The organism is Terrilactibacillus laevilacticus (assembly GCF_006517395.1).
Taxonomy (GTDB): Bacteria; Bacillota; Bacilli; order Bacillales; family Sporolactobacillaceae; genus Terrilactibacillus; species Terrilactibacillus laevilacticus.
The window spans coordinates 91,502-116,540 of record NZ_VDCY01000003.1 but is presented as its reverse complement, the minus strand read 5'-3'; the positions used below and the strand labels follow the sequence as shown (position 1 = coordinate 116,540).

The following is a 25,039-nucleotide window of genomic DNA, read 5'->3' as shown; positions in this document are numbered from 1 at the left end:
TAGAATCTAAGTCAAAATGAGTTTACCATAAACATAAATTTTAATTGTTTAATTTTTGAAAGAGAGTGTGTCTTAAACTATGGATGTTTCATCATTTGATTATGAATTGCCTGAAGAATTAATTGCTCAAACCCCGTTAAAAGATCGAGCAGCTTCTCGATTAATGGTACTAAATCCAAATGAACAATCATTACAACATCATCATTTCTCAGATATTATAGATTATCTTAATCCAGGAGATTGTCTCGTCTTAAATGATACTCGAGTCCTTCCGGCACGCCTTATTGGTCAAAAAGAAGAGACAGGGGCTCATATTGAGATTTTGTTATTAAAGCAAGTTGAAGGGGATACGTGGGAATGTCTAGTCAAACCAGCGAAACGTGTGCATCTTGATGTTGCCATATCCTTTGGTGATGGAAAGTTAAAAGCCGTATGTACAAAGGAATTAGATGAAGGTAGACGTCTGATGACATTTTCGTATGAAGGTGTGTTTTATGAAATTCTCGACGAACTTGGCAAAATGCCACTACCACCGTATATAAGAGAAACATTAGAAGATAGTGAACGCTACCAAACGGTCTATGCAAAACATCGGGGTTCAGCTGCGGCACCTACCGCAGGACTTCATTTTACAGAAGAACTTCTTGAAAAAATAAAAGAAAAAGGGGTCAACATCGCCTATATCACACTACATGTTGGTCTTGGTACTTTTAGACCTGTAAAAGTGGATCACATTGAAGAACATAAAATGCATGCTGAATTCTATCAAATGTCGGAGGAAACAGCTAACTTGCTGAAACAAACAAGAGCTTCGGGTTATCGAATTATTGCCGTAGGAACAACAGTTATACGGACATTAGAAACCATTACAGCTAAATTTGATGGAACCTTTCAAACAGATTCAGGTTGGACGGATATTTTTATTTATCCAGGTTATACTTATCTTGCGATTGATGGCATGATTACAAACTTTCATTTACCAAAATCAACTTTGGTCATGCTTGTTAGTGCGTTTGCGGGGCGAGATTTTGTTTTACACGCTTATCAAGTCGCCGTCAAAGAAAGATACCGTTTCTTCAGCTTTGGAGATGCGATGTTTATTACAGAAGGGATTAGGAAAGTATGAGTGCTGTAACTTATGAGTTAATTAAGGTTTGTAAGCAATCTGGGGCGAGACTTGGAAAATTGCATACACCACATGGTACATTTGATACACCGATGTTTATGCCGGTTGGAACTCTAGCAACCGTTAAAACAATGAGCCCTGAAGAACTAAAAGAGATGGGAGCAGGTGTCATCTTAAGTAATACATATCATCTCTGGCTACGGCCGGGGGAAGATATTGTTGAAGAAGCGGGTGGTCTTCATCAATTTATGAATTGGGATCAAGGTATTTTAACAGATTCTGGTGGATTCCAGGTTTTTAGTTTGAGTGATTTACGTGAAATAAAAGAAGAAGGCGTTCATTTTCGTAACCACTTAAATGGCGAAAAACTTTTCTTAAGTCCTGAAAAATCCATTGCTATTCAGAATTCATTAGGATCAGATATTATGATGGCATTTGATGAATGTCCACCATACCCAGCAACATATGATTATATGAAAGATTCTGTTGAACGGACGAGCAGGTGGGCCGAAAGATGTCTTGCAGCGAATAAAAATCCTGATAGGCAAGCATTATTTGGTATTGTTCAAGGTGGGGAGTTTGAAGCCTTACGTAAACAATCTGCATCTGAACTTACCTCTCTTGATTTTCCTGGTTATGCGATCGGTGGTTTATCTGTTGGGGAACCTAAAGACATTATGAATCGTATACTTGAATATACCACTCCATTATTACCTTCAGATAAACCGCGTTATCTTATGGGAGTTGGATCGCCAGACTCACTGATAGACGGGGCTATACGAGGAATCGATATGTTTGATTGCGTTTTACCAACGCGTATTGCACGTAACGGGACTTGCATGACAAGCAGTGGGCGACTTGTTATTCGTAATGCTAAATATGCAAAAGATTTTACACCGCTCGATCACAACTGTGATTGCCATGTTTGTAAAACGTATACAAGAGCATATATCAGACACCTGGTAAAGGCAAACGAAACATTTGGATTTCGTTTAACCTCTTACCATAACCTCTACTTTCTGATAAAATTAATGGAGCGTGTACGCGCTGCTATTTGGGAAGATCGCCTGCTTGATTTTAAGGAGGAATTCTTTGAATCATACGGCTTTAATAAACCAAATGCCAAAAACTTTTAATACATAAGGAGGAATTAAGGCTATGCCTACACAAATTATTATGTTAATTGTGTTTGTTGCGATTTTTTATTTTCTATTAATCAGACCACAGATGAAACGAACAAAAGAAACGCGTCAAATGCAATCAAGCTTACAAAAAGGAGACAAAATCGTCACCATTGGCGGCTTACATGGAACAATTGATTCCATTACTGACGCTGAAATTGTACTTAAAGCAGGAAATACACGTCTTACATTCGACCGTGGAGCCATTCGCGAAGTTTCTAAATCAACAGCTAAGAAAGAAGTTGTTGAAAAAGTCGAAGAAAAAAAAGAAGATAAATCAGAAAAGTAATGTAAAAGGGCTGCCTATCGAAAGTTGATAAAAGGCAGCCCTTTTTTTAAATAAGGTTATTTTTTATAGCTACGCGAGAAAAAATTCACTCCTATAATTCCACCAATGGTTGACGCAATAATATTTTCACCATAATAAAGAAATTTACCTGCCCATCCCGTGTGATTATATCCAAGAAACTGGATTAAAAGGACGAGCACACAATAACTAACTCCTGTAACTACGCCAATAATTAAGCCCTTTTCCTGCATTTTAGTCCCTGCAATAACGCCGCCAATAAATAATGCTGCAAATGAAATAATCATTGGAGCCATTGAAATGGATTCTTCTGTAGCCGATGTAAATCTAAGTATAGTCGATAATCCTAGGGCACAAAATAGGATAACAATGAATGATCCAATGGTTCCGTAGCTAGCGGCAGTAATAAAACGTTTTGACATTTAACTTCACCTCGAAACAAGTTTTATCCCGCATTAACGGGCAGTAAGACCCCCCACCTCAAGGTAATGAGTGTAAACGAGCATTCCTAGGTGGGGGATAACTGCCCGTAAAAGCCCGATTGGTTCAACTAACAATGAGTAAGGGATGACGCAGGCTAAAAACGCGACGTCCTGTCGCAACGCCTGCTACTTGCCATCCTGTGCGTCGAAAAACCCCCACTCATTGAAGTTTCACTTTATTACATCTTATTTCTAGCTTGTCATAAATAGAATCTTAAACAAAAATTAATGAGGACAAAATGTTTCAAGACAAAATGCGTACATGAATCACTCATAACTTGCTCATACTAATGTTTGAATATCATCGAGTTAAGAGAAAGGAGATCTAACATGCCTACAATCATTTTAAGAACTGTTTTTATGTTTATTATGATCGCTATTGTGATTCGTTTTTCAGGTAAAAAACAGTTAAAAGATTGCTCATTGTTGGATCTAGTTATGATTTTAATGATTGCAGAACTTGCCATCATCTCCATAACAAACCCATTACAACCCCTTCTCACGATGATTGTACCTATTTTTATCATTATTCTTTTACACAGTGTGATCCTTTTCGTTTTCTCAAAAAAAATAGTTTTTAAAGAAACTGTTCTAATTGATCATGGAGAAGTTAATTCGAAAGAACTTTCACGTCGGAAAATGACTTTTGACGATTTAATGACTCAATTGCAACGTCATAATATCAGAAATATTCAAGATGTTGAATTTGCTATACTTGAACCAAATGGTCAATTATTGATTACTCCAAATACTCATCAATCATCCAATAAACAGCAAGATACAATGCCTTTTCCTCTCATTATCAATGGAAAAGTTCAAGAAGACAATTTGAAAAAGATACATCAGACCCCTTTATGGCTCAGGCAAGAACTTAGAAAACTTGGTTATAGAGATATAAAGGAAATAGCCTATCTAGTTATGGATGACAAAGGGACTTTTTATATGGATCTTAATCCCGATTAATCCTCAATTTTAATCCATTTGCCGATGATAGGCAGATTGGATAACTCTTCTCTTGATATAAGCTCTAGCCAAAATGCCAATAAGAGATAAAAAGCAAATACAATAAAGATCAAGGTTAATGTCCGCGGTAGCATGGACCAATCTGTAAAAACGGAATTTAACAGATAAGTTGCCAGCATTCCCGACGCAATAATAATCGACATTTCTTTGATAAAATCCATCGTTTCGAGTGAAAAACCAATGACTTTGATGACTGTAGCCAAATGTAATAAGGTAACAAGAAGCATACTAATGACGATCCCAAGAGCAACTCCATTAATTCCAAACTCGGGTTTTGATGCAAGAGCCCAAATCATGACAAGCTTAACAACTGCACCTATAAAGCTATTAATTAACGCGGCTCTGGCAAGATTTAAGGCTTGTAAGACAGCTTGGAGAGGCCCCTGAAGGTAAAAGACAATGAAAAAGGGTGCCATAAGATAGACATAATGACTCGACTCAGGTGAATGATACAAAAGGGCCATGAGTGGTTCAGCAAATACATAACAAATAACAATTGAAATGCCTCCGGATAACATCGACATTTTTAACGCTTGATTCAATCTGAAATGAATAATATGGTAATTTTTTTTTGCGTGTTCCTCGCTAATGGTCGGAATTAATGACACATAGAGGGCATGGGTGATAAAACTTGGTAATGTTAAAAATGGAATGACATAACCTGCAAGCTCACCATATTGCTTTGTTGCGACTACGGTTGACACTCCCGCTATAAATAAACTTTGTGCGGTAATAATCGGATCTAGAAAACTTGAAATGGAACCAATAAGTCTACTTCCCATAGACGGTAAAGCAATGTCCATTAACTCTCGACAAGTTTTTTTTCCACTTTTTAATGTTTTGATATAGTCAATCTTGATTGGTTTACCAATATTTTTTTTAAACATCGAAAGCATATAAAGAAGTGAGACTAATTCGCCAATAACACCTGAAATCATCGCACCACCTGCCGCATACTCAATGCCATATGGCAACAGAATAGTCGCTAGAAATGCAACAAGAGAAATACGGACAATTTGTTCGATCACTTCAGAGAAAGCAAAAGGAGTCATATGGCGTATCCCTTGGAAGTAACCTCTTAAAACAGAAGCTATCCCCACGATTGGAATAACTGGGCTAATAGCGATTAATGGATACAGGGTACGTGAGTCAGTAAAGACTGTGTGTGAGAGCAATGGTCCAAGAATAACCATGACGGTAGCGAGTACGATAGAGAGAACGGTTACGATGGTAAACGAAACGACTAGGATTCGCTTTATTTTCTGCTTATCTCCTAGTACATCTGCTTCTGCTACCATTTTTGAAATAGCAACTGGGAGTCCCAATTGAGTGAGTGTTACAGTTAATAAAAGTGTTGGGTAAGCCATCATATAAATTCCAACGCCTTCATTCCCAATAACACGAGCGAGTATAATTTTATTTATCATTCCAAGAATTTTCGTAACCAAACCTGCTAGCATGAGTATGAATGAACCTTTTAAGAAGGATTGTTTTGACATGCTTTTCCCGCCTTTACATAATGATCCCATCAAAGTTAGTGTCTATTAATTAGATATATATGCAAAAGGGTGGACAAAGCATGACAAGCATTGTTTGATAAAGTGAAACTTCCATCAGTGGGGGTTTTCGACGCACAGGATGTGCTAGTGCAGGCGTTGTGACAGGACGCCTGGTTTTTAGCCTGCGTCATCCCCCACTGATTGAAAGCCTGAACCAATCGGACCTTTACGGGCAGTTGATCCCACGCCAATCTCCTTTGAATACCCAGAAACTTAAGGTGGGGGTCTTACAGCCCGTTAAGGCGGGATAAATGTTTTTCCCTTATGTTCCCTATTTTCTGTTTTATTAACATGTCGTATTATGCTATGATAGGTTTTATGGGAGTGATAGAACGATGTCTGAGAACTTTAATTATGTCGAGATGCGTGAATACATAGAACCATTTCTTAAAAGCAAGCATGAGGAATTTCAATTATTAGGAATAGAACGCTTATCAATAGATGATCTATGGGACTTTGTCCTATTTACTATTGAAAAGAAAAAAGCGGACAAGCCTTCAAGACTATATCAATTAGTCAATCATGTGATGTCTTTGTCTGTAAATGATTACATGAATAAACTACGTATCGATATGTTTAAAGGAACAGAGATCCAATTGAATGATGATTTATTTTCGTCATTTAATTAATTGGCTATGTTAATAACATGGTGAATGTTTATAAAAAAGTACGAGATGGTTTATTGAGAAGGGAGTAAGTGAAGCATGGTTAAAAAAGGAAGGATCATTTCCTTTTTTGTAATTCTAGTCGTATTGGCGATTGTTATTGGGCTCACAGCTAAACCTATTGTCAATAATATTAAACTTGGACTAGATTTAAAAGGCGGTTTTGAAGTTCTTTATCAAGTAAAACCATTAAAACAGGGAGATAAAATTACATCAGGTACATTACATAATGCGGTTACCGCTATTGAAAAGCGGATTAATGTGATTGGCGTTAGTGAGCCAAGCATTTCAATTGAAGGCAATGACCGTATTCGTGTTGCGCTACCAGGCGTTAAAGATGAAAAAAGTGCAAGAAAATTGTTGTCAACAACAGCCAATCTTACATTTAGAGATTCAAATGACAAATTGATGATTGATGGGTCAGAACTAGAGCCTGGAAAAGCCAAAATGGAATTTCAGAATACGACCAACCAGCCCATTGTTACGTTGCAATTGAAGAGTTCTAAAAAAATGGAACAAGTCACACGTACAATAATGAAAAAAACAATCCCGGATAATGTTCTTGTTATTTGGCTTGATTGGCACAAGGGTCAAACCTATAAAGAAGAATCGAAAAAGGCGAAACCAGCCTATATTTCCGCTCCCCGAGTAGATGAGGAACTAGGGAAAAATGTGATGATCCAAGGTGATTTCACAACACAAGAAGCTAAAAATTTAGCGGAACTATTAAATGCTGGTTCATTACCAGTTAAAATGGATGAAATTTATTCACAATCTGTAGGTCCACAATTTGGTAAAGACTCAATGGTTCAAACTCTGTATGGAGGAACAATAGGGGTAGCTATTATTTTCCTTTTCATGCTCGTTTTTTACCGTTTTGGCGGGTTAATAGCTAATATTACATTGTGTGCATATATTTATGCCGTTATCGCTGTTTTTGTCGGGCTTCAAGCTGTATTAACGTTACCTGGTATAGCAGCTTTGATCCTTGGGATAGGGATGGCTGTTGATGCCAATATCATCACTCTCGAGCGGATAAAGGATGAACTTCGGAGTGGTAAGAGCGTCCTATCTGCGTTTAGAGCGGGGAATCACCGTTCATTCAGTACGGTTCTAGACTCCAACTTAACAACCATCATTGCCGCTGCTGTGTTATTTGTATTTGGAACAAGTGCGGTTAGAGGTTTCGCCATCATGCTCATCATCAGTAACGTCGTTACATTTATTACGTCAGTATTTGGCGCAAGATGGTTATTAGGTCTATGGGTTCATGGACGTGCGTTAGATAAAAAACCAGGATTACTCGGTGTAAAAAAGGGTGATGTTCATGATGCTTAAACATTTTGATTTTATTAAACACCGCAACATATTTTTTACGATATCAATTGTTTTAACGTTACTTGGGATTCTTTCCTTGTTCATATTTAAATTAAATTTAAGCATTGATTTTACAAGTGGAACACGTATTGATGTAACAGCAAACAAAGCTTTACCACTGACAAAAGTTGAACAAACAATGTCAGATTTGGGATATCAGACTGAACAAACGGTTCAATCTGGACAAAATAATCAAGTAACAACGATTCGATTAAATAAGGAATTAAACCGGACACAATCAGCGAGCATTAGCGATCGCTTAAAACAAGACTTTGGGAATGTGGATGTTAGTATGAGTACCGTATCACCTCAAGTTGGACGTGATCTTGCGAAAAAAGCGCTTTATGCGGTGATTATAGCTTCGTTGTTCATTATTGCCTATGTATGGATTCGCTTTGAATTTTTACAAGGCTTAACGGCTGTCATTGCGTTGATACATGATGCCTTCTTTATTATTACGGTATTTAGTTTATTGCACATTGAAGTGAATATCTTGTTTATTTCAGCCGTGTTAACAATCATTGGTTATTCTATCAATGATACGATCGTTACATTTGACCGTGTGCGAGAAAACATAAAGTTAAGTAAGAAAAGGTTGTCGACACTCGAAGACTTTGGTCATATTGTAAACCAAAGTATTCACCAAACCATTACTCGATCCATTAACACGGTCTTAACGGTTCTTTTCCCGGTTATTACTTTGCTAATTTTTGGCAGTGAATCGATTCGTACCTTTACGATTGCTTTATTTGTTGGTCTTCTATGTGGTGTGTATTCTTCAATCTTTATTGCTTGTCCACTATGGGCCGTGCTTAAAGTAAAACATCTCGCAAAAAGAAAGAAAAAAAGAACCATTCAACCTCAATCTTAAGTAAAAAGTAGAGGAAAGATATGGACAAAAAGGCGGCATGTATTTTACCGCTTTTTTGTTTTCCCATTTTAGTAAACTTTGGATTAGAAATAAATTAAGTAAATCATAACTATTCCACAATTTATCATCTATTTAGAGATACTTGTATTTAGAAATGAATCAAGTAAATATTACAATTTAATTATCACTAATATGCCGAAAGGTCGTGATACAATGAATAAACAATGGCGGATTTTATTTGTATTAATTCTTGTATTAATCATCGCGCTCTTGTCAGTTGCAAATGTTGATCCTGTTTCTGTAAACTATCTATTTGGTATGGTCGACTTACCATTGATTGTTGTGATCATCGGCTCTTTACTTATTGGGGCCTTACTCGTTGGCATCATCAGTTCTCTTCGAATTATTCAATTGCAAAAAAAGATTCGACAGTTAAAGAATAGATCATATTTATCTCAAGACAAGACTGATGAACCAGTCGAGGATCAAGAAGATTAAGAATGTTTCACGCGTAAAAGTGTTTAACAACCTCTTTTAGAATGGTTATTTATGAAACTTGTTATTTGGAAGTAAAGGTGGATGAAAACGTGCTTATTTCACGTGCAAAATGGAATATCAAAACAGTCGATAAAATCAAAGCAAATAAGCTTGCTAATGAATTACAGGTACCTGCGATTATTGGACAGTTGTTATTTGCTCGTGGAATGACAGAAGTCGATGCAGCAAAACGATTTCTTGATAATCCAGCTTCAATGTACCATGACCCATTCTTGATGAACGGTATGAAAGAGGCTGTTGATCGAATCCATCAATCCATTAAAGAAGAAGAGCCTATTTTAGTCTTTGGCGACTATGATGCGGATGGGGTGACTTCAACAGCCCTTTTAGTTAGAGGCTTGAAACAATTAGGGGCTCATGTTTCGTATTATGTACCTGATCGTTTTCGAGAAGGTTATGGACCCAATAAACCGGCTATACAAAAAGCTGCTAAAGATGGAATCAAACTCATCATCACGGTAGATACAGGAGTTGCGGCTTGTGATGAAGCTCTCTTTGCAAAATCACTTGGTCTTGATTATATCGTCACAGATCACCATGAACCTCCAGAAGTTTTACCTGAAGCCTATTGTATTCTTAATCCTAAAAAAACAACATGTACTTATCCTTTTTCGTCACTTGCAGGAGTTGGGGTTGCTTTAAAACTTGTACATGGGCTATATGGACGACTTCCAGAGAATTTGCTTAGCTTGGCGGCCGTTGGAACGGTTAGTGATCTTGTTCCATTAACCGATGAAAATCGATGGATTGTTAAGGAAGGGATTAAACAGATCAATGGCGGGACATTTCATGGGATCGAGTCTCTCAGGTCAGTCTGTGGGTTTGAAGATGGATGTGATAGTGACAGCATTGGTTTTGGCATTGGGCCAAGGTTAAATGCGGCTGGTCGAATGGCACATGCCAAAATAGCCGTTGAACTATTGCTTTCAGATAAAGCAACTGAGGCGGATGAGATAGCTCATAAATTAGATGAATTAAATATCGAAAGAAAAGCAGCCGTTGATGAAATTACAGTTCAGGCAGAAATAGAGGCTATTAAGCAGCAGGCAAAACATCAACAGGTATTTGTCATAGCAGGGAAAGGCTGGCATGAAGGTGTTATAGGTATTGCTGCATCAAGAATGGTGGAGAAATTTTATCGTCCAACTCTAGTCCTTAGTATCGATGAAACAACAGGATTAGCAAAAGGGTCAGCTCGAAGTATTCCTGGATTCAATCTGTACGAAGCACTAAGTTCTTGTGGTGACCTCTTTGAAAAGTTTGGTGGTCATGAAATGGCGGCAGGGATGACGATTCAAGCATGCCGAATAAATGAGCTCATGCGTAAAATGAATGATTTTGCAGAGCAAGTCTTAACAAGTGACATGTTAATTCCACAGGTAGATATTGATTGTTGTCTTCGAGTAGAGGATATTAATATTGACTTAATTACGTTGATCGATAAACTAAGTCCTTTTGGTGTTAGTAATCCCAAACCTTTTTTTCAACTTGAGCAAACGAAAATAGCACAATTGAGAACCATTGGTAAGGCAAAAAATCATTTAAAATGTGTTTTTAATGGAGTCGAGGCAAATCTAGATGGGATTGGTTTCGGATTAGGCGAAATTTCGACTGAGATCTCACCGATCGCCGATGTATCTGCCATCGGTGAATTAACCATTAATGAATGGAACGGGTTTAGAAAACCACAGTTTATGATTCGTGACTTGAAGATTGATGAATGGCAACTGTTTGATTGGCGTAATGAACAACGAATCCATCAGCGTCTCCAAGAATTACCTACTGAAAAGCGAATCTGTTTGGTTTTTGATAAAAAATCAATAAATGAAATGGGCTTGCAGGATTATTCAGAAGAAATTATCACGATGACTGATATATTAGCTGAGAAAGAGACGCCCTCGAAACAAGGGAAGTACTTAGTAATACTTGACCTTCCTGACAGCCAAAAGCAAATGGAAGATTTAGTCCTTTGGGCAAACGGTGTAGAAAGAATATATGCTGTTTTTCATCACAAAGAGGAACATTATTTTTCAGCTTTACCTTCGCGTGATCAGTTTAAATGGCTATATGCTTATATCAGTCAAGAAGAACGGTTTCCATTGAATGGTACGATAGAACGAATGGCAAAATATAAAGGTTGGTCACTTTCCACATTGAAATTCATGATCAACGTGTTTTTTGATTTAGATTTTGTTAAAATAGAAAAAGGCTTCCTAACAAAAAACAAGGAACCTCAAAAGAAACCTCTAACGGAGTCTAAATATTATCAGCGTCATAGTGAACTAATCAAAGTAGAAGAACTCTTTAGCTATTCTTCATATATATCGTTGAAAGACTGGTTTGATAGTAGACTTTGTCAAGATAGTTCCGAAAAGGAGACCATAAACATATGAATTATAGGGATTATATTGCGATTGTTAAAGATTTTCCGAAGGAAGGCATAATTTTCAAAGATATTACCCCATTGCTTCAAGATGGCCCAGCTTATCAATCTGCTATCGAAGAATTTGCGACTTACGCTAATCGTTTACATGCGGATGTCATTGTTGGACCAGAAGCAAGAGGATTTGTTGTAGGGTGTCCAATTGCAACATCATTAAAGATTGGCTTTGTACCAGTTAGAAAAAAAGGGAAGTTACCTCGAGAAACAGTTGAAGCTACATATGGGAAAGAATACGGTGAAGATGTGTTATGTCTTCATCGAGACGCTATAAAACCTGGCCAAAAAGTGGTTATTGCTGACGATTTATTAGCAACAGGTGGCACCATCTCAGCAACGATTGAACTTGTCGAGAAATTAGGTGGTATTGTGGTTGGTCTTTGCTTTTTAATCGAATTAACCGATTTAAATGGTAGAGAAAAACTTCAAAATTATGATATATTTACTTTAATGGAAAATTAAGTCGTAAAGCAAAAAGAGTGCTCTAACTTAGAGCACTCTTTTCGGCACTATTTTACTCATTTGATGAGTATTTGTTAAAAGGTTGTCTAATTCATTCCTGGAAAATATTATAAAGCAATATCAAGGAAAAAACTTTACAATTATACTATTTTCTCTGATAATATAAACAATATATTATCAAATTTTTAATGAAGTCTGTTTTTTTGATAGCGACTGAAAGAGGAAGTCCATTTATCATTTGACTCTTTTCTATGATTTTTAGTTGATCATAGCAATCCATAGTTTTAATTAAATTTTTATTGAATCTTCTTGCTTTAAGTGCATGTTCAAAAAGGCGACAAACGAAAAGGGTTACTTGCCCGTCCTGGGCGTCGGAAGATCAAGGCGGCGCTGTTTTGAGGACCGGCATTCCACATGATGTGGTAGCTTCAGGCGCCAGCCACAGGACGTGAGCGATTTTAGCCAGCGACCCTCTTGTATCCGCTACATGAGGACCGGAAAAACAAGAGGGCGCCGAGGTTCGTGGCTTATCATTTGGTGACTTTTTGAACAACCTCTTTAAATAAAACCATCTATTCGATGAAGTGGTTCACTAAGCAATTAAGATTCTTATTATACAGTAAATAATAAGACAGAAAAATGATGTTTTTCCAAAGTTTCCTATAAGGTGATGTGTATATGACAATTGAAGAAATATTAGATAAGGCCAAAACCTATTTAAGTCAAAAAAATGTGGATGAAATAGAAGAGGCTTATCAATATGCAAATAAAGCGCACACTGGACAATATCGAAAGTCTGGTGAACCTTACATTTATCATCCAGTAGAAGTGGCTGGAATTTTAGTTGGACTGAACATGGATGTAAAAACAATTATTGGAGGATTTCTCCATGATGTGGTTGAAGATACAGCTGTAACGCTTGATGATATAAAAGCACGATTTGGTGATGAAGTAGCTCTTCTTGTCGACGGTGTAACAAAACTTAGACATTTTGAATTTACATCAAAAGAAGATCAACAGGCGGAAAACCATCGGAAAATGTTCGTAGCCATGGCACGTGATTTGCGCTGTGTCCTTATTAAACTTGCGGATCGCTTGCACAATATGCGGACGTTAAAGTACATGAGAAAAGAAAAACAGATTCAAAAAGCAAATGAAACGTTAGAAATTTTTGCTCCACTTGCAAATCGATTAGGAATTTCTGCTATAAAGTGGGAACTTGAAGATATCTCTTTACGCTATTTAAATCCTCAACAATATTATAAAATTGTCAATCTCATGAAGCAAAAAAGAAATGAACGGGAAGCTTATGTTGTAGAAGTCATCAAAGATGTCAGAAAAATGGTGAAAGATGTTCATATTGAAGCTGACATTTCGGGACGTCCAAAGCATATTTATAGTATTTATCGGAAAATGGTTCATCAACATAAACAATTTAATGAGATTTATGATCTGTTAGCCGTAAGAATTGTGGTTAAAAGTATCAAAGATTGTTATGCTGTTTTAGGAATTATTCATACACATTGGAAACCAATGCCTGGACGATTTAAAGATTATATCGCGATGCCTAAAGCTAATATGTATCAATCACTTCATACGACAGTAATTGGTCCAAAAGGTGATCCTTTAGAAGTCCAAATTAGAACAGAAGAGATGCATGAAATTGCAGAATATGGGATTGCAGCTCACTGGGCCTACAAAGAAGGTAAGACAAAGAACGTCAATAACAATTTTGAGGATAAATTAACATGGTTCCGAGAAATTCTCGAGTGGCAAAATGAAACGGTTGATGCCCGTGAATTTATGGAATCATTAAAAGTTGATCTCTTTTCAGATACGGTGTTTGTATTTACACCAAAAGGCGACGTCTTTGAATTACCAGCAGGATCTGTTCCCATTGATTTTGCTTACCGTATTCATACAGAAATCGGAAATCAAATGGTAGGAGCTAAAGTTAATGGAAAAATGGTTCCTTTAGATTACAAGTTTAAAACAGGTGACATTGTTGAAGTTTTAACTTCAAAGCACTCTTATGGTCCAAGTCAAGACTGGATCAAGATTGCACAAAGTTCACAAGCAAAAGCAAAAATTAAACAATGGTTTAAACGACAGCGACGTGAAGAAAATGTCATCAAAGGGAAAGAACTGATTGAAAAGGAACTAAAAGGACAAGGATTTAATCCTAAAACAATTTTAACCGAAGAAAATGTATTAGACGTAGCAAGTAAATATAGCTTTACAACGGAAGATGAAGTTTATGCTGCTGTCGGTTATAATGGCGTACCTTTAAAGCAATTGGTCTCACGTTTGACAGAGAAAGAACGTAAAGAGAAAGAGACAAATCCTGAGGAAATCCTAAAATCATTTCCGGATGTCAGCACGTATACAAATAATCATCGCAGAACAACATCCGGTGTTAAGGTTAAAGGGGTAGACAATGTCCTCATTCGATTATCAAAGTGCTGCAATCCAGTTCCAGGTGATGCGATTGTTGGCTATATCACAAAGGGTCGAGGTGTTTCAATTCATCGAGTGGACTGTGCAAACATTGTGAATGGCGAAGAGAATAATCAGCGCTTAATCGAAGTTGAATGGGAAATTGCTAACGAGAAATCAAAACAATATAATGTGGATATTGAAATTATCGGTTTTGATAAAAATGGGTTATTAAATGAGGTTCTTCAAACGGTTTCAGAGACCCACACATTGATTAATGCCGTATCTGGAAAAGCAGATAAAAACAAAGTCGCTTATATTCATATGACGATTGCGATCAATAATACGAGTCACTTAAGACGTGTTGTTGAAAGAATTAAGCGGATACCTGAAATTTATTCAGTTAAACGGATGATGCAGTAAAGAGAAAGATTTATGAGGTGACAAGCGTGCGAGTGGTAGTACAACGAGTAACGGAAGCCAAGGTAACCGTAAATCAAGAAACAGTTGGCCAAATTCAAGAAGGCTTACTCCTTCTTGTTGGTATAAAACAAGACGATACGTTAGATGATATAAAGTATGTAGCAGATAAGATTGCAGGTTTACGTATTTTTGAAGACCAAGATGAGCGAATGAATCATTCCGTGATGGATATTAAAGGGAGCATTCTGTCAGTATCTCAGTTTACATTATATGGAGATACACGGAAGGGAAGACGTCCAAATTTTATGGAAGCTGCAAAACCAAACGTTGCAGAACCTCTCTATGATGCCTTTAATGATTACTTAAGAGGGAAAAAGATTCCTGTTGAAACAGGTATCTTTGGCGCTATGATGGATGTTTCGTTTACTAATTCGGGTCCTATTACGTTAATTGTTGAAAGTAAAGAAAAAGTGGTTAAATAACCGTTGATTTGGCGATCCTAATTTATTATCAAGTAATGAAGAAGGGATCGTTTTTTATGCGATGTAATGACAAACAAATGAATCATATGGGGATCAATGGCTCCCTAATAGAAAAAATGGCCCTATTTGTTGAGAATAACGCCGTCACCATAGATCCATGTCAGCATAAATATGAGGATATCAGAGCGATAAAAAGAAAAAGTCATCGTTTTTAACGGCATTCAATATATAAAAATGGTATTTTTTCAGGGGAGATAATTTTAATCCCCCCTTGACAAGACTCGTTAACATTCGTATGATAAAAAAAATGACTTATTTTAAGTGCGTGTTCAAAAAGATAACAAATTAGAAGCAAGAAGATCAAGGCGGCGTTGTTTTGAGGACCGGAATATAGGTTTTTACTACATGAGGACCGGAAAAACAAGCGGGCGCCGAGATTCGCAGCTTATCATTTGGTGAATTTTTGAACAACCTCTTTAAGACAACACTGAATACCGATGATAGAGAAAAGTAACTAGGGGTTAAACTGATCACAAGAGAGGAATGTCATAGGTTGAGAGCATATCCGATCGGTTCTAGTGAAAAGACACTCTTTGAGGTGCTTTCCTGAATAAAGTAGGGGGAGTCGTGATCAGGCGTTAACTGAGGAAGGAAGCTAAAAGCTTTGAATTAGGGTGGTACCACGAATCGACTTTTCGTCCCTTGTTTGTCACAGATGTGATAAGCAAGGGATTTTTTAATTTAAGAGATTTTTTCGGTCGGCTCTTTTCTAAGAAATGGTGGCTAGTTGTTTTAGCTAGCAAGCAGTCAAGATAGTTTCACTTTTCTATGACCCTAGGTGATGTTTATTTTTTTAAGTCATGAAGGAGGAAATAATAGATGATTCAAATCCCACGAGGTACGCAAGATATATTACCTGAACAAGTCGAATTATGGCATAAGATTGAAGAACACGCTAAAGCATTATGCCACTTATTCAACTATCAAGAAATTCGGACACCTATTTTTGAATCAACGGATTTATTTCAAAGAGGCGTTGGAGACACCACTGACATAGTACAAAAAGAAATGTATACATTTGAAGATCGAGGTGGGCGAAGTCTAACGTTACGGCCAGAAGGAACAGCATCAGTCGTTCGTTCTTTTGTTGAGAATAAGCGCTACGGTCTTCCTGATCAACCGGCTAAATTCTTCTACAACGGCCCAATGTTTCGTTATGAACGTCCTCAGTCAGGCAGAATGCGTCAATTTACACAATTTGGCGTTGAAGCGATCGGAAGTAAGGATCCAGCCATTGATGCTGAAGTCATCTCACTTGCGATGCAATTCTATCAAGGCCTTGGTTTAAAAAAATTAAAATTAGTGATCAACAGTTTAGGTGATCCGGAAAGTCGCAAGGCCCATAAAGAAGCCTTAATCAATCACTTCAAACCATCGATAAATGAATTTTGCAGTGATTGTCAAGCTCGATTAGAGAAAAACCCACTGCGAATTTTGGACTGTAAAGTCGATCACGATCATCCACTAATGGGTACGGCACCATCCATCTTAGATTTTTTAAATGATGAATCTAAAGACTATTTTGCGAAGGTGCGTCAATATCTTGATGCCATGGAAATTAGTTATGTGGTTGATCCAACTCTTGTCAGAGGTCTTGATTATTACAATCACACAACGTTTGAAGTCATGGGTGAAGGTTTTGGTGCCATTACAACATTAATGGGCGGTGGACGTTACAATGGTCTTGTTAGCGAGCTAGGTGGTCCAGAGTCTCCAGGAATTGGTTTTGCACTTAGTATCGAACGACTTATTCTTGCTCTTCAAGCAGAAAAGGTAGAAATTGGTCAACCGAAACCAATCGATTGCTTTATAACCACGATAGGCGAGCGGGCAAAACAAGAAGTTCCCGTCATTTTAAATAACTTGAGACGATCAGGAATATCTTGTGATCAAGATTACATGGATCGGAAAATCAAAGCACAGTTTAAACAAGCCGACCGATTAAACGTGCCTTTCGTTGTTGTTATGGGTGATGAAGAAATTGAAAAAGGCGTTGTTAACGTGAAAACAATGGAAACTGGAAATCAACAGGAAGTTGAGATTCAGCAATTAGCGAGCTATATAAAAGAACATATTTCTTAAATGAGGTGGACATAAATGTATCGTACAGAGAATTGCGGTGAGTTAACCGAAGCACATGTTGGAAAGTCAGTTAAATTAGCGGGGTGGGTTCAGAAAAGAAGAGATTTAGGCGGCGTCATCTTTATTGATTTAAGAGATCGTTCTGGGCTTGTTCAAATTGTCATTAATACTGAGACGGCTCCGGATGCCTTTATCATTGCTGATACAGTCAGAAGTGAGTATGTCATATCTGTTTCAGGACATATTGTTAAACGCGATCCACAATCTGTTAATGAAAAAATGTCCACAGGGACGATCGAACTTCTAGTGGAAGAGATGACGGTCATTAACAAAGCGAAGACCCCACCATTTGCTATTAAAGACCATGTCGATACGGCTGATGATGTCCGATTGAAATATCGTTATTTGGATCTACGCCGTCCAGAAATGATTGAAACGTTTAAAATGAGACATCGGATCACACAGAAAATCCGTAAATATCTTGATGAAAAAGGATTTCTAGACATTGAAACGCCTATTTTGACAAAAAGTACGCCTGAGGGGGCACGGGATTACTTAGTACCAAGTCGCGTACATCCTGGAGAGTTTTATGCCCTTCCTCAATCACCACAGCTATTTAAACAATTACTCATGGTATCAGGCATGGAAAAATACTATCAAATTGCTCGTTGTTTCCGTGATGAAGATTTGCGTGCTGACCGTCAACCAGAATTTACTCAGGTCGATATCGAGATGTCCTTCTTTGAACAAGAACCATTTATGTCGATGATGGAACAACTGATGGTTGAACTCGTTGATGAAGTTAAAGGGGTAAAAGTGACTTCCCCATTCTTAAGAATGACTCACAGAGAGGCCATGGCGCGATATGGTAGTGATAAACCAGATATTCGCTTTGATATGGAATTGAAGGATCTATCAGATATCGTCAAAGATTCCTCATTCAAAGTCTTTCAGCAAGCGGTACTCGGAGGAGGGCAAGTAAAAGCCATAAATGTAAAAGGGCAGGCAGCGGCCTATTCTAGAAAAGCAATAGACGAACTTCAGGTATTCGTTAGCACTTACGGAGCGAAAGGACTTGCTTGGCTCAAAGTAGAAGAAGGAGGATTCAAAGGACCTATCATTAAATTCTTTGATGAATCAACGGCTGAGAAGATAGCTACTGAAACTCAAGCAGAAAATGGCGACCTTTTATTATTTGTTGCAGATAAGGCAAAAGTCGTTGCTGACAGCCTTGGTGCTCTTCGGGTGAAATTAGCGAAAGATCTTGATCTTATCGACGAATCGGTTTTAAGTTTCCTTTGGATAACAGAATTCCCGTTGCTATCGTATGATGAAGAGGCGGGACGTTACGTTGCTGAACATCATCCGTTTACAATGCCAATGTTGGAAGACATCGAAAAATTAGAATCAAAACCTGGTGAAGTACGCGCACAAGCGTATGACCTTGTCTTAAATGGTTACGAACTTGGCGGAGGCTCACAGCGGATTTATCAACGTGACATTCAAGAATTAATGTTTAAAACACTTGGCTTTACGAAAGAAAGAGCAACTGAACAATTTGGTTTCTTGCTCGATGCTTTTGAATATGGGACACCTCCACATGGCGGCATTGCCTTGGGTCTAGACCGTCTAGTGATGATTTTATCTGGTCGTTCGAACTTGCGCGACACGATTGCTTTCCCAAAAACAGCAAGCGCATCCTGCTTATTGACCAATGCACCAAGTGAAGTGAGTTCAGATCAACTCAAAGAATTGAGCCTAGACATAGACAAACCTAAAGTAACCAAGTGATCATTTCATTAAATGAGTATCAAGTGAATCCATAAAAATAGCCAATTTTTCCTAAGTGTGTTCCCTTGATATGCTAAATAGCATGTGCTATGATTTATTCAAATAACAAGAGTCCTGTAGTGTTCGCTGGAGACCGCTATGTTTTGACCGAACATATTTTGATCCGGGAGCTTGTGTTTTCATCAGGAATACATGCCTTAACTACGAGGACGTATGAATGATGGGACAGGGCACCCACCTGCTGAGTGCGGGTTTCAAAACAACGGTTGTTGAAGACGGCACATAATGGGACTTTTGTTTTTCTATGACTTATAAATACTTAAACTTCAAAGATATGAATACATTAAAAAGCTCCCAAACAAGGGAGTTTTTTTAATGCCAAACGTACTTGTAAAGCTTTTAATATGAGTTATTTTTAATAAAGATTTATTAACGGGCGATTTTTTCAAGATTCCCGTTTTTATCCATTTTAAAAGTGGATCCCATTAACTCATCCTCATCATCTTTCAACGCAACCATTCGTCTTGCACGATCCATAATACCAATGAGTGATTGATAATCTTCTTCTATGGTTAACTGTTTTTCTTTTAATTTGACGATTTGAGTTTCTAAGTCTTTTATCTTGTTTATTAGCTTACCATTTTCTTCTTTTAATTGCTGATTTTCTTTTGTTAGTCTATCACTTGATTGGCCATGTAAATCTAGTGATTGTAGATAATGGATCACATCATGTAATTGTATTGATGTAGGCTCAACAGGATAAGACTCCGTTTCTACTACTTGAGAATCTGTAAATGTATTTTGAGTTGAAAGACTTTTATTTTCAACGTCGAGGTCAAGACTTTCAGTATAAAATTCAGGTTGATGACGAAGACCAGATGATTTACGAGTGGTTTTAGCCTGCTTTAGTTCAGCTCGCTTCATCTGTTTTCTTTGTTTTTTTGCAATAGCAATGGCTTGCTCATATTTTCTTCTAACAATAGCATTCCATCGGAAACCACAAGCGGCTCCAGTACGATTAAGTTGGTCGCCAACCTCTTCAAAAGCTTCAAGTTGAGTCCCGCCTTCTCGGATATGTCTTAATACGGTTTCTGCTAATAAGAGGTCATCCTCATGTGACCATGCATCTTGTCTTACTTTTGTCATTCTGACCGCTCCTTCTGTTGTCTTTGCTAGAAATATTGACAAAAGAAGAGAGTTTTATACACCGTATTAGTAAATTTGGTGTTTAAAAGAGTCTAATAAACAAGATTTGAAGAAGTCAATGAGCTTTTAGATGTTCTTTTCTTCCTCATTTTTTTTCGTTTTTTCGTTGGGTAAAATAGTCAAGTCGTTTTTGTATCGTTTTCTCATAACCTCTATTGACTGGTTTATAAAAGCTTCGGTTCTTAAGATGTGGAGGTAAATAGTCTTGTGGAACATACCCGTCTTTAAAATTATGAGGATATTGATAATCTACACCATGACCTAATTTTTTGGCCCCTTTGTAGTGAGCATCTCTTAAATGAAGGGGCACTTCACCATTTTTTTCATTTTTTACAGATTGTATAGCTTGATCGATCCCCGTGATCACACTGTTACTTTTTGGGGCAGTAGCAATGTAAAGAGCAGCTTCACTAAGAGGGATACGAGCTTCAGGAAAACCGACATATTGAACTGCGTACGCAGCGGCTTGTGCAATAAGAAGAGCATTTGGATCAGCTAGTCCAACATCTTCGGCGGCATGGACATAAATTCTTCGTGCAATAAAGTTAGGGTCCTCGCCGGCAACGATCATTTTTGCAAGCCAATATAACGTCGCATCAGGATCTGATCCACGCATGCTCTTAATAAAAGCAGAAACGGTATCATAATGATTATCACCATTTTTATCATATTGAAGCATCTTCTCTTGAATCGATTCCTCAGCTACTTCCTTATTGATATGAATGGTTCCGTCAGAGTTAGGTGGAGTCGTTAATACAGCTAATTCTAGTGCATGTAATGCTGTCCGACTGTCACCACCCGCAACTTGAACAATATGATCCATCGCATTCTCATCCACTTTAATATGATAATGGCCATAGCCTCTTTCTTTGTCTTCAAGGGTATTCTTAAGTATTTGTTTTATATCGTCATGACTTAAAGGTAAAAAACGAAACAATCGTGATCTCGAGAGTAACGCAGCATTAATTTCAAACATCGGGCTCTCTGTCGTCGCACCAATTAAGATGATGGTGCCTTCTTCTACAGAAGGTAGAAGTGCATCTTGCTGACTTTTATTAAAACGGTGAATTTCATCGATAAATAAGATGGTTCGTTGCTCATCATATTTAAGTCGGTCTTTTGCCTCGTTAATTATTTTTCGGATATCATTGACTCCCGACGTCACAGCGTTTAATTTTGTGAAATACGCTTTTGTTGATGCGGCAATAATTTGAGCTAATGTCGTCTTTCCCGTTCCAGGGGGTCCAAAGAAAATCATCGGTGTAAGTTTGTCGGCTTGTATCGCCCGACGAAGTAACCGCCCCTGACCAATGATATGTTCTTGTCCAATAAATTCATCTAAGGATCTTGGACGCATACGGCTAGCAAGTGGTCTAGGTCCACGATTCGTTTTTTGACTGTCAGAAAAATCAAATAAATCCATATTATCAACCTTTCAATCTGTTGTTTTGGTGGAGTTAATTTTATGGGAATTCATAGTGAAGTTAAGTAGATTATCTATCATTTGCCATTATATTAGTCTAAATGTTCTTTTTAGAGGTTCGTCATCCTTTGTTTATAAATTCATCTGATATTGTGTGAATATAATCAACTTTTTTAATTCAATAGATGACGATTGAACTTTTTTGTTAAAGTTTTCTTTTCCCATATACGTTCCTATTCTTTCATGCTATAATAGCAAAAGTTTATCCTAGGAAGAGGATGTTTAGAAGTCATCAAATGATAAGCTACGAATCTCGGCGCTCTCTTGTTTTTCTGGTCCTCATGTGGCGGATACAAGAGGATCGATCTTCTTGCTTCTAATTTGTCACCCTTTTATACATGCACTAGGAAGAGTAAGTCAACCTCAAAAATTTCTTGGGAAAGATCATGTGGGGTTAACCAATGATGTATAAGATTTAAGCTCATTGTTGGTAGATATGATAAAAATTCTAACGGATGAAAGCTCACTCATTATTTCATTCTATAACATTATTAATGGAGGCGCATCTTTAATTGGAAGCTCGTTTTATTGCTCGTCATCGTTTCTTGTATGAACAATTGGTCTATTGGATTGTTTTCTTTGTCGGTATTGTTATTATGAACTTTGGAATTGCACTTATGATCACTGCGAGCTTAGGAAGCGCCCCATGGGATGTTTTTCATATTGGATTATTTCAGAATTTAGGTCTTACTATTGGCACATGGTCGATTATCGTCGGTTTGTTTATTCTTGGGCTTACTGCTATTTTGAAAAAGGAGAGACCCCAAATTGGAGCTTTCGCCAATATGTTTATAGGAGGGGTTATGCTAGATTTCTTCCTGTCCTTACCTTTTATGAAAACTCCGTCTCTCTTAAGTGAGCAAATAGCCATGCTTATTGTAGCCTTAGCGTTTAATGGTATTGGTATTAGTATTTATATATCGGCGAAGCGCGGGGCAGGTCCTAGAGATACTTTAATGTTATACTTAACAGAGGTTACAGGTCTAAAGCTTTCAACAACACGTAGACTAATGGAACTCTTTGTATTAATTATCGGGTGGTTTTTAGGTGGCCCAGTATCTATAGGAACGATTCTTTTCGGTTTGTTTATTGGGTCGGTAGTAGGAAAAATTCTTCCGATATGCGAAAATATAGTTAAACATATCTTAGGAAGAGGTGCACACATTGAAAATATCCACAAAAGGCCGATACGGGCTGACCATTATGATGGCTTTAGGTAGAAATGTAGGCCAAGGCCCCCTTTCTCTCAAAGCTATCGCAGAAGCGAATCATTTATCAGAACATTACTTAGAACAACTCATCGCACCGCTTAGGAATGCGGGTTTAGTAAAAAGTATTCGAGGTGCTTATGGCGGGTATGTATTGACAAAAGATCCAAAAGAAATCACAGCGGCTGATGTGATTCGTGTTCTCGAAGGACCAATACAACCTGTTGAAGTTATGGACGATGATGATCCTGCTAAGAAAGAGTTGTGGGTTCGAATCAGAGATGCGGTAAAAGGAGTCCTTGAAGGAACGTCTTTAGATGATTTGATTCATTTTGATGATGATCCTCATGTACAGGATCCTTACATGTTTTATATTTAAGCGTCAAAAGTCGAGTCACTGGATTATCGAAACTTATCCATATACAATATATAATTAAGCAAACCATGAAACCTGTCATTAATAAAATGGCAGGTTATGATGCTTTACGTTGAGAAAAAAATTAACTTGATATAGTATTTAGTTTAGTTATGGTTACATTAAATAATCATGCCCATATTAAAAATCTGTTGTTAGCTCTTTTCAATTTAATGAAACATACGAATAATGAATCATAGTTAGCAGGCAGTCGATTTAATATTGCTTATTATAAGGAAGTGTCGAAATGGAACCCATTTATCTTGATCACGCAGCTACAACCCCCATTCATCCTAAGGTACTTGAAGAAATGATCCGTGCCTACGAAACAACGCCAGGTAATCCATCAAGTATTCATCGATTTGGTCGGGATGCGAGAAAATTAATTGAGCGTTCTCGTGATCTTGTTGCAAAAGATCTAGGTACAGAGAGTAAACAAATTGTATTTACCAGTGGGGGAACAGAAGCTGATAATATGGCGATTATTGGTACAGCTTTTTCAAGAAAAGATAAAGGAAAGCATATTATTACAACAAAGATTGAACATCATGCTGTATTAAAAACGTGTGAGTATTTGGAAACCTTAGGATTTGAAGTCGATTATTTGAACGTCAATGAACATGGCGTTATCAGTATGGAAGATTTGAAGAATGCGCTCAGAGATGATACAATTCTTGTTTCTATCATGTATGGTAATAATGAAGTTGGTTCCATTCAACCAATACGAGATATCGCTAATTTACTGGAATCCCATCAAGCGGTTTTCCATACTGACGCTGTACAAGCTTATGGGTCAATCGATATTGATGTTCAAGACACACCAATTGATTTACTTTCGATGACAGCACATAAAATCAATGGACCGAAAGGAATTGGATTTTTATATATTCGAAAAGGCGTTCAACTCGATGTCTATCAACACGGTGGTGAACAGGAGCGTAAACGACGTGCTGGAACGCAAAATGTACCTGGTATTGTGGGTTTAGCTAAAGCAGTACTCCTATCTAAAGAGGATTTAGCACCTCGTACAGAGAAATACATGCATTTTCGTCAATGTCTTTTAGATATATTTGACGAATCCGGCATAGAATATAAGGTAAATGGGGATCCGAAATATTTTCTCCCGCATATCCTGAACGTCTATTTTCCTGGTGCTAATGTAGAAACGTTATTAACAAAACTTGATCTTGCAGGTGTCGCTGTTTCAAGCGGATCGGCGTGTACGGCAGGATCAATAGAACCTTCACATGTATTAAGTGCCATGTTTGGAAAAAATGCTGATGAAAGTCGTCACTCGATTAGAATTAGTTTCGGTCGTGACTTATCACTAGAACAAGTAAAAGAAGCAGGACAAATGATTGTTAAATCAGTCAGAGATCTTGTGAAAAATTAAGAGTTAAGG

At 37.5% G+C, this 25,039-nt stretch carries 20 protein-coding genes, 1 other RNA gene, 1 pseudogene and 1 other annotated feature; of the genes and pseudogenes, 18 read left to right on the top strand and 4 right to left on the bottom strand.

Features of this window, described 5'->3' with window-relative positions; all coding sequences use genetic code 11:
* Positions 1 to 79 precede the first annotated feature (79 nt).
* From queA to yajC, 3 genes are read left to right on the top strand one after another with little or no spacing between them, the layout of a single operon-like run.
* A complete protein-coding gene (queA, locus tag FG390_RS05475) occupies positions 80 to 1,126 on the top strand; it encodes a tRNA preQ1(34) S-adenosylmethionine ribosyltransferase-isomerase QueA (protein ID WP_141190033.1) in 1,047 nt (348 codons plus the stop codon).
* Positions 1,123 to 2,262 carry a tRNA guanosine(34) transglycosylase Tgt gene (tgt, locus tag FG390_RS05470; RefSeq protein WP_141190032.1) on the top strand — a complete coding sequence of 380 codons (1,140 nt, stop codon included), beginning with the start codon at positions 1,123 to 1,125 and terminating at the stop codon, positions 2,260 to 2,262. Before queA ends, tgt begins: the two co-directional genes overlap by 4 nt.
* A gap of 22 nt (positions 2,263 to 2,284) precedes the next feature.
* Complete coding sequence (gene yajC / locus FG390_RS05465) at positions 2,285 to 2,596, top strand: preprotein translocase subunit YajC (protein WP_141190031.1); 312 nt, start codon at positions 2,285 to 2,287, stop codon at positions 2,594 to 2,596.
* 56 nt (positions 2,597 to 2,652) lie between these two features.
* On the opposite strand, the gene FG390_RS05460 is transcribed toward yajC, so the two are convergent.
* Positions 2,653 to 3,036, bottom strand: coding sequence for a TIGR04086 family membrane protein (locus tag FG390_RS05460; protein ID WP_141190030.1), 384 nt, complete (start codon positions 3,034 to 3,036; stop codon positions 2,653 to 2,655).
* A gap of 390 nt (positions 3,037 to 3,426) precedes the next feature.
* Here FG390_RS05460 and FG390_RS05455 point away from each other — a divergent pair, with 390 nt between their 5' ends.
* Positions 3,427 to 4,059: a YetF domain-containing protein gene (locus FG390_RS05455; RefSeq protein ID WP_141190029.1), complete on the top strand. Its 633-nt coding sequence runs from the start codon at positions 3,427 to 3,429 to the stop codon at positions 4,057 to 4,059.
* Here FG390_RS05455 and spoVB read toward each other — a convergent pair.
* Positions 4,056 to 5,618: a stage V sporulation protein B gene (gene spoVB, locus FG390_RS05450; RefSeq protein WP_141190028.1), complete on the bottom strand. Its 1,563-nt coding sequence runs from the start codon at positions 5,616 to 5,618 to the stop codon at positions 4,056 to 4,058. The genes FG390_RS05455 and spoVB overlap by 4 nt on opposite strands.
* A gap of 395 nt (positions 5,619 to 6,013) precedes the next feature.
* On the opposite strand from spoVB, the gene FG390_RS05445 reads away from it, so the two are divergent.
* The 11 genes and pseudogenes from FG390_RS05445 to ssrS all read left to right on the top strand — a co-directional run bounded on the left by FG390_RS05445 (position 6,014) and on the right by ssrS (position 19,621).
* Positions 6,014 to 6,307, top strand: coding sequence for a post-transcriptional regulator (locus FG390_RS05445; protein WP_141190027.1), 294 nt, complete (start codon positions 6,014 to 6,016; stop codon positions 6,305 to 6,307).
* Between the two features lie 75 nt (positions 6,308 to 6,382).
* A pseudogene (gene secD / locus FG390_RS05440) lies at positions 6,383 to 8,591 on the top strand (protein translocase subunit SecD).
* A gap of 213 nt (positions 8,592 to 8,804) precedes the next feature.
* The gene (locus FG390_RS05435; RefSeq protein ID WP_141190026.1) at positions 8,805 to 9,089 is read left to right on the top strand and encodes a LapA family protein; all 285 of its coding nucleotides are present in this window, start codon (positions 8,805 to 8,807) and stop codon (positions 9,087 to 9,089) included.
* 89 nt (positions 9,090 to 9,178) lie between these two features.
* Complete coding sequence (gene recJ / locus FG390_RS05430) at positions 9,179 to 11,542, top strand: single-stranded-DNA-specific exonuclease RecJ (protein WP_181406389.1); 2,364 nt, start codon at positions 9,179 to 9,181, stop codon at positions 11,540 to 11,542.
* On the top strand, positions 11,539 to 12,051 hold the full coding sequence (locus tag FG390_RS05425; RefSeq protein ID WP_141190024.1) for an adenine phosphoribosyltransferase: 513 nt from the start codon (positions 11,539 to 11,541) through the stop codon (positions 12,049 to 12,051). The genes recJ and FG390_RS05425 overlap by 4 nt, the downstream gene beginning before the upstream one ends.
* Positions 12,052 to 12,729: 678 nt before the next feature.
* Positions 12,730 to 14,910, top strand: coding sequence for a RelA/SpoT family protein (locus tag FG390_RS05420; RefSeq protein ID WP_141190023.1), 2,181 nt, complete (start codon positions 12,730 to 12,732; stop codon positions 14,908 to 14,910).
* Positions 14,911 to 14,936: 26 nt separating this feature from the next.
* The gene (dtd, locus tag FG390_RS05415) at positions 14,937 to 15,392 is read left to right on the top strand and encodes a D-aminoacyl-tRNA deacylase (protein ID WP_141190022.1); all 456 of its coding nucleotides are present in this window, start codon (positions 14,937 to 14,939) and stop codon (positions 15,390 to 15,392) included.
* Between the two features lie 56 nt (positions 15,393 to 15,448).
* Positions 15,449 to 15,607: a hypothetical protein gene (locus FG390_RS15730; RefSeq protein ID WP_181406388.1), complete on the top strand. Its 159-nt coding sequence runs from the start codon at positions 15,449 to 15,451 to the stop codon at positions 15,605 to 15,607.
* Positions 15,608 to 15,880: 273 nt separating this feature from the next.
* Positions 15,881 to 16,098, top strand: a binding site (T-box leader).
* A gap of 173 nt (positions 16,099 to 16,271) precedes the next feature.
* On the top strand, positions 16,272 to 17,534 hold the full coding sequence (gene hisS, locus FG390_RS05410) for a histidine--tRNA ligase (RefSeq protein WP_141190021.1): 1,263 nt from the start codon (positions 16,272 to 16,274) through the stop codon (positions 17,532 to 17,534).
* Between the two features lie 15 nt (positions 17,535 to 17,549).
* Positions 17,550 to 19,325, top strand: coding sequence for an aspartate--tRNA ligase (aspS, locus tag FG390_RS05405; RefSeq protein ID WP_141190020.1), 1,776 nt, complete (start codon positions 17,550 to 17,552; stop codon positions 19,323 to 19,325).
* Between the two features lie 108 nt (positions 19,326 to 19,433).
* Positions 19,434 to 19,621, top strand: a non-coding RNA gene (ssrS, locus tag FG390_RS05400) — 6S RNA.
* Between the two features lie 133 nt (positions 19,622 to 19,754).
* Here the strand turns inward: ssrS and FG390_RS05395 are convergent.
* Complete coding sequence (locus tag FG390_RS05395) at positions 19,755 to 20,471, bottom strand: RsfA family transcriptional regulator (protein ID WP_141190019.1); 717 nt, start codon at positions 20,469 to 20,471, stop codon at positions 19,755 to 19,757.
* A 145-nt stretch (positions 20,472 to 20,616) separates the two neighbouring features.
* A complete protein-coding gene (locus tag FG390_RS05390; RefSeq protein ID WP_141190018.1) occupies positions 20,617 to 21,954 on the bottom strand; it encodes an AAA family ATPase in 1,338 nt (445 codons plus the stop codon).
* 572 nt (positions 21,955 to 22,526) lie between these two features.
* On the opposite strand from FG390_RS05390, the gene FG390_RS05385 reads away from it, so the two are divergent.
* From FG390_RS05385 to FG390_RS05375, 3 genes are all read left to right on the top strand, one after another.
* Positions 22,527 to 23,234 (top strand): YczE/YyaS/YitT family protein, encoded by a 708-nt coding sequence (locus FG390_RS05385; RefSeq protein ID WP_258311573.1) that lies wholly within the window; start codon positions 22,527 to 22,529, stop codon positions 23,232 to 23,234.
* Positions 23,179 to 23,601, top strand: a complete 423-nt coding sequence (gene cymR, locus FG390_RS05380) for a cysteine metabolism transcriptional regulator CymR (protein ID WP_141190017.1) — start codon at positions 23,179 to 23,181, stop codon at positions 23,599 to 23,601. Before FG390_RS05385 ends, cymR begins: the two co-directional genes overlap by 56 nt.
* A 283-nt stretch (positions 23,602 to 23,884) precedes the next feature.
* A complete protein-coding gene (locus tag FG390_RS05375; RefSeq protein WP_141190016.1) occupies positions 23,885 to 25,030 on the top strand; it encodes a cysteine desulfurase family protein in 1,146 nt (381 codons plus the stop codon).
* Positions 25,031 to 25,039: the final 9 nt, after the last annotated feature.